This is a genomic window from Pseudomonas sp. GW822-FHT04C11, assembly GCF_058800905.1.
The window spans coordinates 145,551-160,437 of the sequence record NZ_JBXAMS010000014.1 but is presented as its reverse complement, the minus strand read 5'-3'; the positions used below and the strand labels follow the sequence as shown (position 1 = coordinate 160,437).

Genomic DNA, 14,887 nt, shown 5'->3' with positions numbered 1-14,887 from the left:
CCGGTGGAGCTTTCAGCTTAGCCGAGTCGCGCCCAGGGCGGAGGCGCCGCGAGCGGATCTATTGTCTGAAGGACTGGCAGATCGCAGGAGGTATGGGCCAGCAAACCTGCAATGGCCCCGGTCAACAGGTTCTCCAGCAGTTCGTTGCGTTCCCGATCCTCCAGCGGGTGCAGCGCCAGCCAGCTGGGCGCGCTGTTGAGCATGCTGGCAATGGTGTGTCCGGCAGCCAGTAATCCTTGTTCACTGAATCGGCGCGAGGGACAGAGGATCATCAGCAATTGCCGTTCGTAATGCTCCTGCAACTGCCGAACATGCACTTGCTGATCCTCGTTCAGGCAACCGCAGTCGCGCTCCACCAGGCGAAAATGCCAGGGCATTTCCCGATGCAGGCTCAGGTGCGCATGGATGACGTCGTGCAGGCTGTCACGCAGGTCTCGCGGCTGTCGCTCGAGGCGTCCGAGGGTCGCCAGCAGCTCCTCGTAAAACTCTTCGATCAAGTCGAGCAACAAGTGCTGCTTGCTCGGGTAATGGTGATACAGCGAGCCTGGGGCAAGCCCCAGGAACGCTGCCAGCTCACGCATGCCGACCTGGCCAAAACCCTTGCTGGCGAACAGCTCCAGGGCCTTGTCCCGGCTCTCGGCGAAGCGTGAGCAACGCTCAGCCATAGGTATGGAAACCGCGGCCGGTCTTGCGCCCCAGGTAACCAGCCGCGACCATTTCCTTGAGCAGTGGCGCGGGGCGGTACTTGCTGTCGTTGAAGCCGTCGTAGAAGGCCTGCATGATCGCCAGCAAGGTATCCAGGCCAATCAGGTCGGCCAGCGCCAGCGGACCTATCGGCTGATTGCAACCCAGGCGCATGCCTGCATCGATGTCTTCGGCGCTGGCCAGGCCTTCCTGAAACACCAGGATCGCTTCGTTGATCATCGGCACCAGAATCCGGTTCACCACAAAGCCCGGACGGTTACCGGCGGTGATCGCGGTCTTGCCCAGGCGTTGCGCCAGTTCCAGGGCCAGGGTGTGCGTGGCGTCGCTGGTTTGCAGGCCGCGGATCACTTCGATCAACCCCATCACCGGCACCGGGTTGAAGAAGTGCAGGCCGATGAAACGCGCCGGCGAACTGACGCTCGCGGCGAGCTCGGTGATCGACAACGATGAGGTGTTGGAAGCAATCACGCAGTCGGCGCTGACCTGAGCGGCGATCTGTTGCAATACCCGCAGTTTCAGTTCGAGGTTTTCGGTCGCGGCCTCGATCACCAACTGCACATTGTGCAGGGTGCTGTAGTCGGTGCTGGTGCTGATCTTGTCCAATGCCGCAAGCTTTTGCTCCTCGGTCAGCGACGCCTTGGCGACCTGCCGGTCGAGGTTCTTGCCCACGGTCGCCAGCGCTTTTTGCAGGGCGCTTTCGGAGATGTCCAGCAAGGTCACGTTGAAACCGGCCAGTGCGCAGATTTGCGCAATGCCGTTGCCCATGGTGCCGGCGCCAATGACGCCAATGTTCTGCAGATTCATCGTCATGTCCTTTCCGTCAAACCCGTTCGAACAACACGGCAATGCCTTGGCCGCCGCCAATGCACATGGTCGCCAGGGCATAACGTCCCTGAATCCGATGCAGTTCGTGAATGGCCTTGGTCGCGATGATTGCGCCAGTGGCGCCCACTGGATGGCCCAGCGAGATGCCCGAACCGTTGGGGTTGACCTTCTCGGGATCGAAGCCCAGCTCTTGCGCCACGGCACAGGCCTGGGCCGCGAAGGCTTCGTTGGACTCGATGACATCAAGGTCGGCCACGGTCAGGCCCGCGCGCTTGAGCACCAGGCGAGTGGCGGGAATCGGTCCAAGTCCCATCATCGACGGCTCAACCCCGGCGTGGGCATACCCCACCAGTCGGGCCATCGGCTTGAGGCCTTGTTCCTGGACAACTTGCCCGGTGGCCATGATCAGCGCGCCAGCGCCATCATTGAGGCCGGAGGCGTTGCCGGCGGTGACGCTGCCGTCTTTTTTGAATGCGGGTTTCATGCCGCTCAATTGCTCGAAGCTGACCTCTGCCCGTACATGCTCATCCGTCGCAAACGAAACCGTGCCTTTGCGGCTCGCCACTTCGATCGGTACGATCTGCCCGGCAAAACGTCCTTCGGCAATCGCCCGGGCAGCACGCTGCTGGCTGAGCAGCGCCAGTTGATCCTGGGTCTGACGGGAGATGCCGTAGTGCTCGGCGATGTTTTCTGCGGTGATGCCCATGTGGAAGCCGGCAAACGGGTCTTGCAGCACGCCGAGCATGTAGTCGATGCCCTGAATGTCGCCCATTCGTGCACCCCAGCGCGCCTGTGGCAACAAGTAGGCACCACGGCTCATGGATTCGACGCCACCGGCCAGCGCTGCCCCGGCATCCCCCAGCATCAGACTTTGTGCCGCACTGACAATCGCCTGCAGACCCGAACCGCAGAGGCGGTTGACGTTGAAGGCCGGGGTCTCTTTCGGCAGGCCGGCATTCATCGCCACGGCCCGTGAAATGTAGGCGTCGCGAGCCTCCGTCGGGATCACATGGCCCATCACCGCATGACCGATGAGTTCGGGCGCCAGGCCTGAACGTTCAATGGCTGCGCGGCACACGTCGGTTGCCAACTGGATAGGCGGCACATCCTTGAGTGAACCGCCAAAACTGCCGATGGCAGAACGGACCGCGCTCACAACAAAAATATCGGAAGGGTTCATGTGGTTTTCCTGAAAGAGGTCTTTTTTGTTGGGTACGAGTCTAGAATCAGCAACGCCGCTGGCCTATGCCGGAACTGTTCAACGGTGATGGCGTTTTTTGCCACTTTCAGATGCTGAGGAGAGAGACGAGCACATGCGGGATACGGATTCGGTGGCGGTCTATTTCATGTATCCAATGATCCATACCCTGCGTGAAAATCCGCAGCGTCTGCGGTCGGTACTCGAGCAGGTGGGAATCGATCCGGCACTGATGGATCAGCCTACGGCGCGGGTGCCGGCTACTGCTTTTGCGGCGTTATGGCTGGTGCAGATTCGTGAGCTGAACGACGAGTTCTTTCAGCTGGACTCCCACGGCATGCCGCCGGGCAGTTTCGCCTTGATCTGTCGGGCATTGATTCAGGAGCCGACGCTGGAAAAAGCCATGCGTCAGTGCCTGGCCAATTTCGGTCTGTTCCTGCGGGATTTTCGCGGCACGTTAACGGTGCGTGGCAAGCGTGCAGTCATCAGCTTGCAGACTCAGGCGCAAAACAGCGACGTCGCACACTTCGGTGAAGAGACGTTTCTGGTGTTGATGATCAGCCTGCTGTGCTGGCTCGGCGGGCGGCGCATTCCCATTGATCGTGCGGACTTTCGTCATGAGCGGTTGTCGCTCAATGATGATTCATTGCTCTGGGGCGCCAACCTGACCTTCGGCGCCGAGCGCACCGAGATCGAGTTCGACAGCCGTTATCTGCAATTGCCGGTGGTTCAGGACCTTGCTTCACTCAAGGCATTTTTGCGCAGTGCACCGCAGTGGCTGGTGATTCGTTTCCGTAACCAGCATGGCCTGGCATCGCAGGTTCATCAGCGTTTGCGCAACAGCCATTACAGCCAATGGCCGACCCTGGAGGCGTTCGCGATCGAACAGCATTTGAGCCCCAGCACCGTTCGCCGAAAGCTGGAGCGTGAAGGCTGTTCATTCCAGGAGATCAAGGACGAAGTACGCCGCGGTGTTGCCTTTGAACAGCTGCGCCAGAGCCAATCGAGCATCACCGCGATTGCCGAGCAGATCGGTTTTCAGGAGCCCAGCGCGTTCCATCGGGCGTTCAAGAAATGGACCGGTGAGAGTCCGGGGCGTTACCGGGCGAGGTTCCAGGGCAAGCGCCTCGATGCCTGAGAAGTATCTGTGGCGAGGGAGCTTGCTCCCGCTGGACTGCGTAGCAGGCCCAATTCAGGGCCACTTCGCGCCCCAGCGGGAGCAAGCTCCCTCGTCACAACTGCGGTTTTGCCTGAAACACCGGCTTAAGTGAACAGCACTGCACTCATCGAATAGCGTTTTACTTGTCGGCTTCGCAATTGACCATCCATGGCACCCCGAAACGGTCAACCAGCATGCCGAAGCGTGCGGCCCAGAACGTCGCCTCCAGCGGCATTTGAATGGTGCCCTGGTCCGCCAGTGCGCTAAAAATTCGCTCGGCTTCAGCGATGCTGGTGACATTCAGCGAAACAGAGCAACCGCTGATGCCGTGGTAGGGCCGCTCAGGTGTGGTGTCGGAGCCCATGAGGACCTGGTCGCCGACCACCAGCCGGGTATGCATGATCAGGTCATGGCTACTCGCCGGAATTTGATCGCGGGCCGGCGACTCGCCGAAGGTCATCATCATTTCAAGGGTGCCTTGCAGGCATTGCGCGTAGAACGTGAAGGCTGCTTTGCAATCACCGTTGAAGATCAGGTAGGGATTGATTTTCATCGTCAGCTCCAGGAACGCAGAGGGAAAGGGCACTATTTATTCCAGCGTGCCCGTGTGGGTAAGCCATGGGAAAGACGTTCAGCTATCGAGTAGTAGGGGGCTAATTATGGCTGACAGGTGTGGTTTTTTTAGATGATTTTGTTTGCTGCGAGCGAGCGTTATTACCGGTGGAAAAAAGATTGCAGGGGGCGAGTTGCCCCCTGGTATTCAGGCCTCGCTACATCAAGTTGCTTTGCGGCAATCCCAGCAGTCCGGTCAGCGTATTGAGGATGGTTTGTTGCCGGGCGCGGTTGACCTGGTGCTCGGCTTCTGCGGCGGCGACATCGGCGGCGCAATGTGGGCAGATCACTTCGTGTGCGTGGATGTACTGCAAACAGCCACGACACAGCGCCAGTTGCGGCGGAATACGTCCTTCGTCAGGCGATTTCTGGCCCTGGTTCGCCCAGGCCAGTTTGATCACCTGGCCACTGTCGCTGACGCTGTTGACCTTCTCGCCGGTGTCGATGCGTTCAGTAATCAGGTCAAAACGTCCTACGGCGAAAGAGGTTTTCGCAGCGTCCTCGAGTTTGACAATTCGTTCGCGCAGTCCCTTTTTCTGCAGATCCAGCGCACGGTAGTGACAGTAGGGATTGTTGCCGGGTTTGCCGAGCAAGGAGTGCGACGTCCAGGTACAGCCGCCACGGCAGACATCGTTGTAGTAGCAGCTTCGGCAGTAGCCCCACAGATCCTCGACACCGCGCAGACGGCCGAAGTGCATGCCTTCGCTGTAGTGCCAGATATCGTGCAGGCTCATGTTGCGCACATTACCGCCGGAAAAACCCACCGTTGCCAAAGAAGGGCAGCCTTTGACGGTGCCGTCGGCTTCGAGTGCCAGCACGGTTTGCCCGGCCGCGCAGCCGCTCCAGTGCACGCGCTCGTCGCCAAAACCACGCCACATATGCTCGTAAGGGCCGTAGTAACCAATATTGTTGCCCACGTTCATCAGCAGGCCGCGATCAACCCCCTCGCGGTAAAGGCGTGCCAGCAACGGCATCACTTCAAGCAGTTGATAGGGCTGTAACAGCAGCTCTGGATGGTCGACGGCATTGCCCATGGCGACCGTCAGCTGGATCTGCCAGTGGGTGGCGCCGAGTTCGATGATCAAGTCCATCAGTTCGGGCAGATCGGGCAGGGTGGCCGCACCGATCTGGGTGTTGACGCTCACCGCGAGCCCCGACTGTTTGGCGCGTCGCAGGGTATCGATAGCCTTGTCGAACGAGCCCGGAACATTGCGCACGGCGTCATGCAGCGGAGCCAGTCCATCCAGCGAAACACCGACGCCATTGAGCCCGGCATCCACTGCCGCCTGCATTTTTGCCGGCGTCAGGTTGCGGCCACCAGTTTGTATCGCGCAATACATGCCGTGATCGTGGATCGCCTGGATCAGCTGAGTCCAGTCCTTGCGCAAATAGGCTTCACCGCCGATCAAGGTGATCTCGCGGGTGCCGAGTGCAGCGAGGGAATCGATGACATCCAGGCATTCCCGGGTGTTCAGTTCATCCGGGCGTCGATGGCCTGCGCGGGAGCCGCAATGCAGGCATTTGAGATCGCAGGCCAGGGTGATTTCCCAGACCACATGGACCGGCACGTAACGTTTGAGGTCGGTTTCACTGAGGTAGCGGGCGGGGCGATTGTCTGACATGGGAAATCCTTGCGCACAGACACGTACGCGGCACGAATCCATCGAAGTGTTCGCGCCTTCCTTAGCGTCGATGGCGCGAGCGGATTTACCTCTGGGGTTGAAAAGTCCCGGGCCCGGTCAGTGGTGATCTGACCCCGCCCGGGCATTGCCGGTTAGCGTGCTTCCAGTCGCGCGATTTCTGCTTGCAACTGCTCCAGTGCGCTGCGCAAGGCGCCGCTGTTGGCCAGTTGCTGCTCGCCTTGGCTCACCACGGATTTCAGCTGCGCCAGGTCACCGCTGGCTTGCGCTTGTTGCACGGCGACGGCGTAGAGCGGGCGCACAACATGTGACGGATGCTCCGGGTGCTGAGCCGGGGCCTGGCTGACAGCCGCATGTCTGACTGTCGTCCAGTGGTCCTGATCGTAGTACTTGTAGTCGGCAAAACCGCTGGCCCAATCGGCGCCTAGAATGCCGCGCAGGTCGAAGGTCTGGGCGATCTGGCTGTAAGGGCCACTCGGGCTGCCATCCAAAGTGAGGATGATGTGGTTTTCCGTATCGGCGGTCAGTTTGGCCTCGGAATACTCACCCCATACCCGGGCACGGAAGTTGAGGGGTGGATACGTGCTTTGAAAAATGCTCGCAACACCGCTGACTTTCTTGTTGACGGTATCCACCAGCAGATCCAGGGTTAAAACCGGTGCGCCGAGTAGCGAGCTGGAAACGTTGAGGCGCGTGTGAAAAAGTCCAATTGACATGGTGCAACTCCCTTAATTGTATTCAGGACAAGCCAGGCACATTCAGTTGCCGGTCAGCGGCGTTCCAGTCGGCCGATTTCACCCTTGGCGGCCTCAAGCGCACTTTGCAGCTGTGGTTGTTGGTCCAGTTGTTGTTTGGCAAGGCTCGCCAGATTTTTCATCTGGGCCAGGTCACCGCTGGCGATGGCACTCTGAATCGGCGCGGCGTACAGCGGCATGATCGGCGGATACGGCAGGATGACCGGGCCCGGTTCCAATGGCGGTAAATAGGCCCTGGAGGGCACTGACTCGACGAGATGGGCGGGCGCATTGACCTTGACCCAGCGCTGACCATTGAAGTACTCGTAGTTGGCGACGCCTGCTTTCCAGTCGCTACCGACCACCAGATGCAACTTGAAATTCACGATGGAGTTAGAGCTCGGGCCACCTTGGTTGCCTTGAACGGTGATGAGGATTTTGCTGACGCCGGGTTTCATCACCGTCATGTAGGTATATTCACCCCAGACATCGGAATGCACATCCAGCGGCGGGTTGGTTGCCTGAGTGATGGCGGCAGTACCGCTTACCGTTTGCTCAGGTGTAAACACCAGCAGATTGAGCGCCAGACTTTGTGCGCCTGGTTGCTGAGTACCAATTTGATAGCAGAGTGGGAATAAACCGACAGATTGTTGAGAAGAACCAGACATAATTATTGCCTCCATTGCAATAGGGGAGCGGAAACAGTGCTTAGTGCTGTTCCAGGCGTGCGACTTCCTTAGCCAACTGCTCGTACGCGCTACTTAGTTCTTTGGGTTCTGGCTTGGATGTATCGCGTTGTTTCAATAAAGCTTTCATTTGCGGCAGCTTGCCTTCCGAGATCGCACTTTGGATTGCGACCCCGTAAGGGGGGACTGGGTGACGAGTTGAGGTGCTCATATCGATCCCTTCCGTGGTGTATGTGGACACTGCTGTCATCAGCAGTTTTTGCAGTTAAGCAGGGGTTGATAAATATGCAATGGGCAATGGGCTAGTACGGCTGATAAATTGTTAATATTATTTTATTAATAGCGACGCGTTAGGACGTTGGCCGTTTGTTATCAGGATCGGCGATGAGGGAAAGTGTGCTGGGTTCTTTTCTCATAAGCAGGGCAAGTTCTTATCGCCATTGATAATGAATATGTGCGGTTGTTTAATTTACGGGTAATTAAGTACGATAGTTCCAATAAAGGCATCGTTTTATTGTGAATCTTCAGCCTTCCTGAGCGGCAATTCGTCGAATGATCTGCAAGGCTTCTTCGCGCAGCAACGGCTGCTTCATCCGCTCGGCCAACAAGGCCATTTGCCGCGAGTACTCGCAGGCGACCACCGCCTCGACCTGTTCACCCTTGCACAGCAGGGCGATGAAGGCGTATTGCTCGGGGTTACCTTCGAAGACGATCCGGTCCCATTGGTCGGCGTGACCGAGCATCTCGAAGGTCTTGTCGAAGTGATACGTCCAGAAGAACGGCACATCCACATAGTGTGTATCAGCGCCCAGCATGTTTTGCGCGGCGATCCGCGCCTGCTGCTGCGCCAGGCGCCAGTGCTCGATGCGTGTGGGGAAACTTTGCCATGCAAAGGAGGCGATGTCGCCGGCAGCCCACAATCCAGGCGCAGCGCGCATGCCTTCGTCTACCGGTAGCCCGCCGTCATCGTCCAGCTCAACACCTTCGAGCAGGTCGGTGACCGGGTTGACGCCGATGCCGATCAGCACCAGGTCGGCGGGAAGTCGTTGACCATTCTCGAGCAGAACGGCCTCGACGTTGTCCTGGCCCTCGAACGCCTTCGGCTGGGTATTGGCATGAAAGACCACGCCGTTATCTTCGTGCAGGGACAAAATCGCCAGGCCGATGCGCTCACCGAACAGCGTGCTGAACGGTGTTTCATGGTGCGCGACCACGCTGACTTCCAGGCCATGGCGGCGCAAGGCCGATGCCGACTCCAGGCCGATGAAGCTGGCACCGATGATGACCACACGGGCACCGGGTTTTGCGATGTGCAGAATGCGCTCGGCATCCGTTCGTGAACGCAGCGCCAGGATGTTGTGCAGATGCGCACCGTCTACCGACAGCGGCCTGGGTTCGCCGCCACTGGCCAGGAGCGCGGCGTCGTAGTCGAAGGTGCGCCCGTCACCCAGGGAAACCCTTTTGGCGGCCACATCGAGACGGATGACCTCACCTTGAACCCGCTCGATGTGCTGTTCGTTGTAAAAGCGTTCATCAAGCAGCGGTGGCGTTTCTTCGACGGACATTTCCCCGGCAAGGACATATTTGCTCAGCACCGTGCGGTCATAGCCGGGGTCCGTTTCGCGATCGATCAACACCAGGCGACCGGCAAAGCCGTGTTCACGCAGGGCGACTGTTGCCGCTGTGCCCGCAGCGCCTGCACCGACGATCACGAAGCAGCGTGAATCAGGGGCACAATTCACTTCGATGGAGGCGAGGGGTTGGTCGTCCACGTGTACATCGCCATCGACGATCTTGACCGGATAACGGGTCAGTCCATTCAAGGCTGGCGGTTCGCACACTTGACCGTCCTCGACCGTGAACATCGCCTTGTGCCATGGGCAAATCAGCCGACCATTGCAGACAATGCCTTCGTCCAACGGAGCCTGTGCGTGCGGACATTCGCCCTGATAGGCGTAGACCCGTTCGCCGGCCCGCAACAGCACGATCTTCAGTGAGCCGATTTCAACGCGAGTACCGCGGTCTTCACGAAGGTCGGTAAAACGGGCGACGTTGTGCAGGGGCATGACAACTCTCCGGGGGGAATTTTCCGTTGGTGTCGGTAGCGGCGGGGGAGCGTCAGTGAAACTGCGGCCCCGTCTGGCAAGCTCGACCCTTACAGTAAAGCAGTGAAATCGATTGCCCATCGGCACCCTCGATCGACGCTCCAAGGAACGCTTGCACTGCGTTACACGCTATGCAAACTGTCGCGACTCCACCTGACTGATGGCCTTTAACATGACGGATAGCAAACCCGACAGACACACTCCCAGCGCCCAGGACATCGTCGCTGCACTCGACCTGGAACCCCATGTGGAAGGCGGTTATTACCGCCGGACCTTTCAGTCGGATCAGCAGCCCATGGTCGAGACTGCAGGTGGTCGGCGTTATGCGATGACCTCGATCTATTACCTGCTGACGGCTACGTCTCCCGTCGGCCACTTTCATTTGAACCGATCCGACATCGTTCACTACTACCATCTGGGCGATGCGATTCGATACTTCCTCATTTACCCGGACGGCACATTGAAAACCGTGGAGATGGGCAATGACGTCACTGCCGGGCAGTGCCTGCAACTGCATGTGCCGGGCGGTGTCTGGAAGGCTTCGCAGCTCATGGCTGGACCGGCCGCTTACGGCCTGATCAGTGAAGCCGTTTCGCCAGGGTTTGATTTTGCGGATATGCAATTGGGCAGTCGGCGCGGGCTCAGCGAGCTGTTTCCAGAGCATTCGGCGCTGTTTGAGCGGCTGGCGCGAGAATAAAACAGTAAGACCAGCACGCACTCCGTAGCAGCTGTCGAGCCTGCGAGGCTGCGTTCGGCTGCGTAGCAGTCGTAAACCCTGCCTCCGTGGTCGATCTGGTAGACCGCGTTGCATGATTTTACGAGTGCTGCGCACTCGAACGCAGCCTCGCGGGCTCGACAGCTGCTACCGGTCATCCGGTCTGCGAGGGATGAGCAGGATGTTGCGCTCATGAAATTTATTCTGTAGTTTTTCATGAAATTATAAAAACATAATTTCATGGGTGCCCGAATGTTTCAGCAGTCCTCGCAGCATGTCGCCAGCTATTACGCCCACAGTTGCGCTGATCGCCTGTTGAACCGAGCCGCATTGGAAGGTGAACACACTGCCGAGGTGCTGATCATCGGTGCTGGTTTCAGCGGTCTGCATACCGCATTGCGCCTGGCCTTGGCGGGCAAGCGCGTGACGTTGCTGGAAGCCAGTCGTGTTGCCTGGGCCGCCTCGGGGCGCAATGGTGGGCAGGCGATTCTCGGCTGGTCGTGTGACATGCCGCCCCTGGAGGCTGCGCTGGGTCATGAACGCGCGCGGCGCTTGTGGGACGGCATGCGCTGGGCGGCGCAGGAGTTGCGCGGGTTGCCGGCGCGCCATGGTTTCGACTGCGATTATCGCCCCGGCCACTTGTGGACGTCGGTCATGCCGCGTCGGGTCAGTCTCCTGACCGAGTGGCAACGCGAGGCCAGCCATAAGTGGGGCCACGATGATCTGCAATTCATAGCGCGTGAACAGTTACCGCAGTGGGTCGCCAGCGAGCGTTATCAGGCGGGGCTCTATGACCCCGAAGGCGGTCACCTGAATCCATTGAAGCTGGCGCTTGGCCTGGCCGCAGCCATCGAGCGTGCGGGTGGCTGCATCTACGAACACAGTAAAGCGCTGAGCTATCGCGAAGAAGGCGATCAGTACCGGGTGACTACCGAGCGCGGGAGCATTCGGGCAAATGTCCTGGTGCTGGCGTGCAACGCCTATCTTGATCAACTCGATCCTGACCTGGCCAGTTGCGTGCTGCCGGTGGGCACTTATCAGGTGGCCACCGCGCCGCTGACTGCCGAGCAAGCCAGCGCGCTGTTGCCGAGTAATGTCTGCGTCACCGACAACCAGTTTGTCCTCGATTACTTCCGTCGCACTCCGGATAACCGCTTGTTGTTCGGCGGCGGCTGCACCTATCTGGGCGGGATGCCCAAAGACATCGCCGCCGCGACACGACCCTATCTGGAGCGGGTCTTCCCGCAGCTCAAGGGTGTCGAGCTGGAGTTTGCCTGGGGCGGGCATATCGACCTGACCCTCAAGCGCACCCCCGACATTGGCCGGCGCGGCGACCTCTACTGGCTACAGGGTTATTCCGGGCATGGCGTGCTTCCAACATTGGCGGGGGCTCGCGCCGTGTCCGATGCGATTCTCGGTCAGCCGGACGAGCTGGCCTTGTACCAGGGTTTGCGTAATGACAGCTTTCCCGGCGGTAAATACCTGGCAGCGCCATTGGAAGCCATCGGCAAGGCCTGGTACCGACTGCGCGACAGCATTTGATGAGTCATCTTCCGGAATTACTGGCATGAACAAGCAAGAAGAAATCGCCGCGCTGGCGATCCTGATCCACGATCTGCGCAAGCACAAGAAATACACCCTCAAGGAATTGGCCGACAAAATCGACCGTTCCGTGGGCTTTCTTTCGCAAGTCGAACGTGGCTTGTCACGGCCGACCGTGGCAGACCTGACCGCGATCAGCGAAACCCTCGGCGTGCCAACCACCTACTTTTACAGCTTGCCGAAACCCAAGGTGTTGCCTTGGGTGACCCGGCCGGATGAGCGCCGCACGTTGTACTACGCCAACGGGATTACCGACATTCTGGTCTCGCCGAAGATCAGGGCCTCGTTCTCGATGCTCGAAAGCCAACTGGAGGCCGGCGCCAGCAGTGGCGAGCGGCACTTGAGCGACAGCTCCGAGCAGGGCGGCTATGTGCTGGAAGGCGCATTGACGCTGTGGTTGGGCGATGACGACGAGCCGGTCACCTTGCAGGCCGGTGATAGTTTTCAGCTCGACAGTCACACACGCTGTCGCTACGGCAACCTCACCGACCAGCTCACGCGAGTGCTTTGGGTTTACACCTGATAACAATAAAAGGAACAACAACGATGGATGCTGCCTGCTCTGATCTGCTGGCTGAGGTTCGTGCTTTTCGCCAACGCTACCCCGAGGTGCGCTATGTCGACCTGATCTCCCTGGACATTCCCGGGCATTTCTACGGCAAGCGCTATCCGATAGAGATGCTCGAAAAGGTGGCTGCCGGCAGCGCCCTCAAGCTGCCGCAGAACTGCGTGTTACTGGGCGTGCAGGGTGGGCTGTTCAAAATCGGCGACTACTGTTTTAACGACGGCGACCCGGATGCTCTGCGGCGCCTGGTGCCCGGCACGCTCAAGCCGGTGAGCTGGGAATCCAAGCCACTGGGTCAGATGCTGATCACCTCGGACGGCACCGAGAAGCCAATCGTCTTCGAGCCCCGCGAGGTCCTCGCGCAGGTGTTGGAGCGGTTGCGTGGCAAAGGTATTCATCCGGTGGTGGCGTTCGAGCTGGAGTTCTATCTGTTCGATAAACAGCTGCGCGACGGGCAGCCGCAGTTCCCCCGCGATCAGCTGTCGGACGATGCCGATGATCAACCGAACATGCACATCGAGCGGCTGTCGCGCTTTTCGCCAGTGCTCGATGAAATGGTCGAAGCGGCGAGGGCGCAAGGCATCGATACCACGGTGATCACTGCCGAACTTGGGCCGGGCCAGTTCGAGATCAACTTCGGTCATCTTGATGACGGCCTGCGTGCTGCCGACTGGGCGGCGCTGTTTTGCCGTAGCACCCGTGGCGTCGCGCTCAAACACGGTTACCGCGCCAGCTTCATGGCCAAGCCTTACTTGCAGCATCCGGGCAGCGGCATGCACGTGCATGTCAGCCTCTATGATGCCGAGGGTAAAAACCTGCTGGCCGCCAACCAGCAGCAAGCACTGCGGCATGCGGTGGCCGGCTGCCTGGAACTGTTGCCGCATTGCATGCCGATCTTCGCGCCGAACCAGAACGCCTTCCGGCGTTTGGGCGGTACGGTGAACGCGGCGACACTTGCCAGCTGGGGTTTCGAGGATCGCGATGCGTGTGTGCGGATTCCCGATTCGGATTCGAAAAATTTGCGTATCGAGCATCGCCTGGCGGGCGCGGACGCCAACCCTTATCTCGTGCTGGCAGCGATTCTGGTGGGACTGGAGCAGGGGCTGGAAGCCGGTCGCGAGCCGATCGCAGCGCTCAATGAAGACCGCAACAGCGGGATCGATTTTCCGCTGGAAATGCTCGAAGCCGTGCGCGCCATGCAGCATCAGCCACAACTGCGTGAGGGTTTGGGGGCGGAGTTTGTTGATGTGTACTGCGAGAACAAGCGCCAGGACCACCTGGCCTTCATGCAGGAGATCAGTGCGCGCGAGTATCGCTGGTATCTGTAACAACCGCCGACTCAGCCCCGTGAACTGAGTCGGCGTTTTACCCTGTTGTTAGCGAAGGAATGCCTGCATGTCGCTGGTCAGCTTCTTCAGTGCTGCCTTGAAGTCGTTGGCTGTCACCTGCTGGCTTGTATTCTCCAACTGTTCACCGAAGACCTTGCGAGCGACTTTAGCCACGGTTTGGCCGTTGCTCGCGTCAACCATCTCAGCTTCGATGTACAACTCGGTGTCTTGGTCGCGGTGACCGGTGGCCGCCTGAGTCGCACCTATCGCAGCTGCGACCGGAACCACTTCATACCATTTCATGCCTTCGTTAGAGGCTGTGACCCCGGTAATCGCGGCGCGTACGATCAGGACTCGCGAACCGGCAGGGGCCGACTGAACGTTTGGCACCACACGGTACTTCTGGCTCAGTGTGCTCTTGGCACTGTCCGTCATGTAGGTTTGCAGCTGATCCAGCGTCTGGCGGTTGACTCGCTCATTGGGCTTGGGGGCCGGGTACAGTTCCAGTTGCTTGAAGGCCACCGTGTTGTAAGCGTTCGGGTTCCAGGAAGGCGTCACCCAACGCATGGCTTTCTCGCCGCTGGGGGTGGTGACTTCTTGCAGGTTGCTGTAGTTGGGAAGAAACCCCGAGTATTGTTCCTTCTGTGTCACTTTTGAGGTGCAACCACCAAGCAGCAGGCCGGTCAAGGCAACGCCGATAAGCAAGTTTCTGGATAGGTCCATATTTTTACTCCATGGGTTGAAACGTTTTATTCAGGTCGCCTTAGTGGTAAGGCCGGCATTATCCGTGTCGATGTCGTACCTCACTCAGCCACAGCCCGCCAGAAACCTGGATCCCTCGCGAATCAGCGTAGGTACGAATGGCGAAATATCCAGTAGTGATGCTCGTGGGCGCATTGCCCCGTGATATCGTCTGCCCGGCTGTGGAGTGTATCCGGTAGGGAGCTATAGAATTTTTTTCTTCCTGTCCTTGACATGCCCGGCGAACACGTCCAGAATTGCGTCCATTCCTG

General features: G+C 59.2%; 15 protein-coding genes. 5 read left to right on the top strand and 10 right to left on the bottom strand.

Features of this window, described 5'->3' with window-relative positions; genetic code table 11:
- Nucleotides 1-17: 17 nt before the first annotated feature.
- Genes AC1RJ3_RS21685 through AC1RJ3_RS21675 form a run of 3 tightly spaced genes read right to left on the bottom strand, consistent with a single transcriptional unit; the run spans nucleotide 18 to nucleotide 2,710 of the window.
- Entirely contained in the window at nucleotides 18-665 is a 648-nt protein-coding gene (locus AC1RJ3_RS21685; protein WP_493080427.1) for a TetR/AcrR family transcriptional regulator, read from the bottom strand.
- Nucleotides 658-1,509 carry a 3-hydroxybutyryl-CoA dehydrogenase gene (locus AC1RJ3_RS21680; RefSeq protein ID WP_493080451.1) on the bottom strand — a complete coding sequence of 284 codons (852 nt, stop codon included), beginning with the start codon at nucleotides 1,507-1,509 and terminating at the stop codon, nucleotides 658-660. Before AC1RJ3_RS21680 ends, AC1RJ3_RS21685 begins: the two co-directional genes overlap by 8 nt.
- Nucleotides 1,510-1,525: 16 nt before the next feature.
- Complete coding sequence (locus tag AC1RJ3_RS21675; RefSeq protein ID WP_103316431.1) at nucleotides 1,526-2,710, bottom strand: acetyl-CoA C-acyltransferase family protein; 1,185 nt, start codon at nucleotides 2,708-2,710, stop codon at nucleotides 1,526-1,528.
- 133 nt (nucleotides 2,711-2,843) lie between these two features.
- Here AC1RJ3_RS21675 and AC1RJ3_RS21670 point away from each other — a divergent pair, with 133 nt between their 5' ends.
- Nucleotides 2,844-3,866, top strand: coding sequence for an AraC family transcriptional regulator (locus tag AC1RJ3_RS21670; RefSeq protein ID WP_493080425.1), 1,023 nt, complete (start codon nucleotides 2,844-2,846; stop codon nucleotides 3,864-3,866).
- A gap of 160 nt (nucleotides 3,867-4,026) precedes the next feature.
- On the opposite strand, the gene AC1RJ3_RS21665 is transcribed toward AC1RJ3_RS21670, so the two are convergent.
- From AC1RJ3_RS21665 to AC1RJ3_RS21640, 6 genes are all read right to left on the bottom strand, one after another.
- Nucleotides 4,027-4,440, bottom strand: a complete 414-nt coding sequence (locus AC1RJ3_RS21665) for a VOC family protein (RefSeq protein ID WP_493080423.1) — start codon at nucleotides 4,438-4,440, stop codon at nucleotides 4,027-4,029.
- 217 nt (nucleotides 4,441-4,657) lie between these two features.
- Nucleotides 4,658-6,121: a GDL motif peptide-associated radical SAM/SPASM maturase gene (locus AC1RJ3_RS21660; RefSeq protein ID WP_427537131.1), complete on the bottom strand. Its 1,464-nt coding sequence runs from the start codon at nucleotides 6,119-6,121 to the stop codon at nucleotides 4,658-4,660.
- Between the two features lie 152 nt (nucleotides 6,122-6,273).
- The gene (locus AC1RJ3_RS21655; protein ID WP_054597817.1) at nucleotides 6,274-6,855 is read right to left on the bottom strand and encodes a DUF1842 domain-containing protein; all 582 of its coding nucleotides are present in this window, start codon (nucleotides 6,853-6,855) and stop codon (nucleotides 6,274-6,276) included.
- Between the two features lie 53 nt (nucleotides 6,856-6,908).
- Entirely contained in the window at nucleotides 6,909-7,541 is a 633-nt protein-coding gene (locus tag AC1RJ3_RS21650; protein ID WP_054597816.1) for a DUF1842 domain-containing protein, read from the bottom strand.
- A gap of 40 nt (nucleotides 7,542-7,581) precedes the next feature.
- A complete protein-coding gene (locus AC1RJ3_RS21645) occupies nucleotides 7,582-7,770 on the bottom strand; it encodes a DUF1843 domain-containing protein (RefSeq protein ID WP_054597815.1) in 189 nt (62 codons plus the stop codon).
- A 313-nt stretch (nucleotides 7,771-8,083) separates the two neighbouring features.
- Entirely contained in the window at nucleotides 8,084-9,625 is a 1,542-nt protein-coding gene (locus AC1RJ3_RS21640; protein ID WP_493080417.1) for an FAD-dependent oxidoreductase, read from the bottom strand.
- 211 nt (nucleotides 9,626-9,836) lie between these two features.
- Between AC1RJ3_RS21640 and AC1RJ3_RS21635 the strand changes: the two genes are divergently transcribed.
- From AC1RJ3_RS21635 to AC1RJ3_RS21620, 4 genes are all read left to right on the top strand, one after another.
- Nucleotides 9,837-10,361 carry a cupin domain-containing protein gene (locus AC1RJ3_RS21635; protein WP_493080415.1) on the top strand — a complete coding sequence of 175 codons (525 nt, stop codon included), beginning with the start codon at nucleotides 9,837-9,839 and terminating at the stop codon, nucleotides 10,359-10,361.
- Nucleotides 10,362-10,631: 270 nt separating this feature from the next.
- Nucleotides 10,632-11,921: an NAD(P)/FAD-dependent oxidoreductase gene (locus AC1RJ3_RS21630; RefSeq protein WP_493080413.1), complete on the top strand. Its 1,290-nt coding sequence runs from the start codon at nucleotides 10,632-10,634 to the stop codon at nucleotides 11,919-11,921.
- A 25-nt stretch (nucleotides 11,922-11,946) separates the two neighbouring features.
- Nucleotides 11,947-12,504 (top strand): helix-turn-helix domain-containing protein, encoded by a 558-nt coding sequence (locus AC1RJ3_RS21625; protein ID WP_019689871.1) that lies wholly within the window; start codon nucleotides 11,947-11,949, stop codon nucleotides 12,502-12,504.
- A 23-nt stretch (nucleotides 12,505-12,527) separates the two neighbouring features.
- Nucleotides 12,528-13,874, top strand: a complete 1,347-nt coding sequence (locus tag AC1RJ3_RS21620; protein ID WP_347927058.1) for a glutamine synthetase family protein — start codon at nucleotides 12,528-12,530, stop codon at nucleotides 13,872-13,874.
- Between the two features lie 48 nt (nucleotides 13,875-13,922).
- Here the strand turns inward: AC1RJ3_RS21620 and AC1RJ3_RS21615 are convergent, their stop codons facing one another.
- The gene (locus AC1RJ3_RS21615; protein WP_347927057.1) at nucleotides 13,923-14,597 is read right to left on the bottom strand and encodes a DUF3313 domain-containing protein; all 675 of its coding nucleotides are present in this window, start codon (nucleotides 14,595-14,597) and stop codon (nucleotides 13,923-13,925) included.
- Nucleotides 14,598-14,887: the final 290 nt, after the last annotated feature.

Excerpts from the sequence above, each read along its gene's own strand:
- AC1RJ3_RS21685 (WP_493080427.1), bottom strand. The coding sequence starts at position 665 with ATGGCTGAGCGTTGCTCACGCTTCGCCGAGAGCCGGGACAAGGCCCTG.
- AC1RJ3_RS21680 (WP_493080451.1), bottom strand. The coding sequence starts at position 1,509 with ATGAATCTGCAGAACATTGGCGTCATTGGCGCCGGCACCATGGGCAAC.
- AC1RJ3_RS21675 (WP_103316431.1), bottom strand. The coding sequence starts at position 2,710 with ATGAACCCTTCCGATATTTTTGTTGTGAGCGCGGTCCGTTCTGCCATC.
- AC1RJ3_RS21670 (WP_493080425.1), top strand. The coding sequence starts at position 2,844 with ATGCGGGATACGGATTCGGTGGCGGTCTATTTCATGTATCCAATGATC.
- AC1RJ3_RS21665 (WP_493080423.1), bottom strand. The coding sequence starts at position 4,440 with ATGAAAATCAATCCCTACCTGATCTTCAACGGTGATTGCAAAGCAGCC.
- AC1RJ3_RS21660 (WP_427537131.1), bottom strand. The coding sequence starts at position 6,121 with ATGTCAGACAATCGCCCCGCCCGCTACCTCAGTGAAACCGACCTCAAA.
- AC1RJ3_RS21655 (WP_054597817.1), bottom strand. The coding sequence starts at position 6,855 with ATGTCAATTGGACTTTTTCACACGCGCCTCAACGTTTCCAGCTCGCTA.
- AC1RJ3_RS21650 (WP_054597816.1), bottom strand. The coding sequence starts at position 7,541 with ATGTCTGGTTCTTCTCAACAATCTGTCGGTTTATTCCCACTCTGCTAT.
- AC1RJ3_RS21645 (WP_054597815.1), bottom strand. The coding sequence starts at position 7,770 with ATGAGCACCTCAACTCGTCACCCAGTCCCCCCTTACGGGGTCGCAATC.
- AC1RJ3_RS21640 (WP_493080417.1), bottom strand. The coding sequence starts at position 9,625 with ATGCCCCTGCACAACGTCGCCCGTTTTACCGACCTTCGTGAAGACCGC.
- AC1RJ3_RS21635 (WP_493080415.1), top strand. The coding sequence starts at position 9,837 with ATGACGGATAGCAAACCCGACAGACACACTCCCAGCGCCCAGGACATC.
- AC1RJ3_RS21630 (WP_493080413.1), top strand. The coding sequence starts at position 10,632 with ATGTTTCAGCAGTCCTCGCAGCATGTCGCCAGCTATTACGCCCACAGT.
- AC1RJ3_RS21625 (WP_019689871.1), top strand. The coding sequence starts at position 11,947 with ATGAACAAGCAAGAAGAAATCGCCGCGCTGGCGATCCTGATCCACGAT.
- AC1RJ3_RS21620 (WP_347927058.1), top strand. The coding sequence starts at position 12,528 with ATGGATGCTGCCTGCTCTGATCTGCTGGCTGAGGTTCGTGCTTTTCGC.
- AC1RJ3_RS21615 (WP_347927057.1), bottom strand. The coding sequence starts at position 14,597 with ATGGACCTATCCAGAAACTTGCTTATCGGCGTTGCCTTGACCGGCCTG.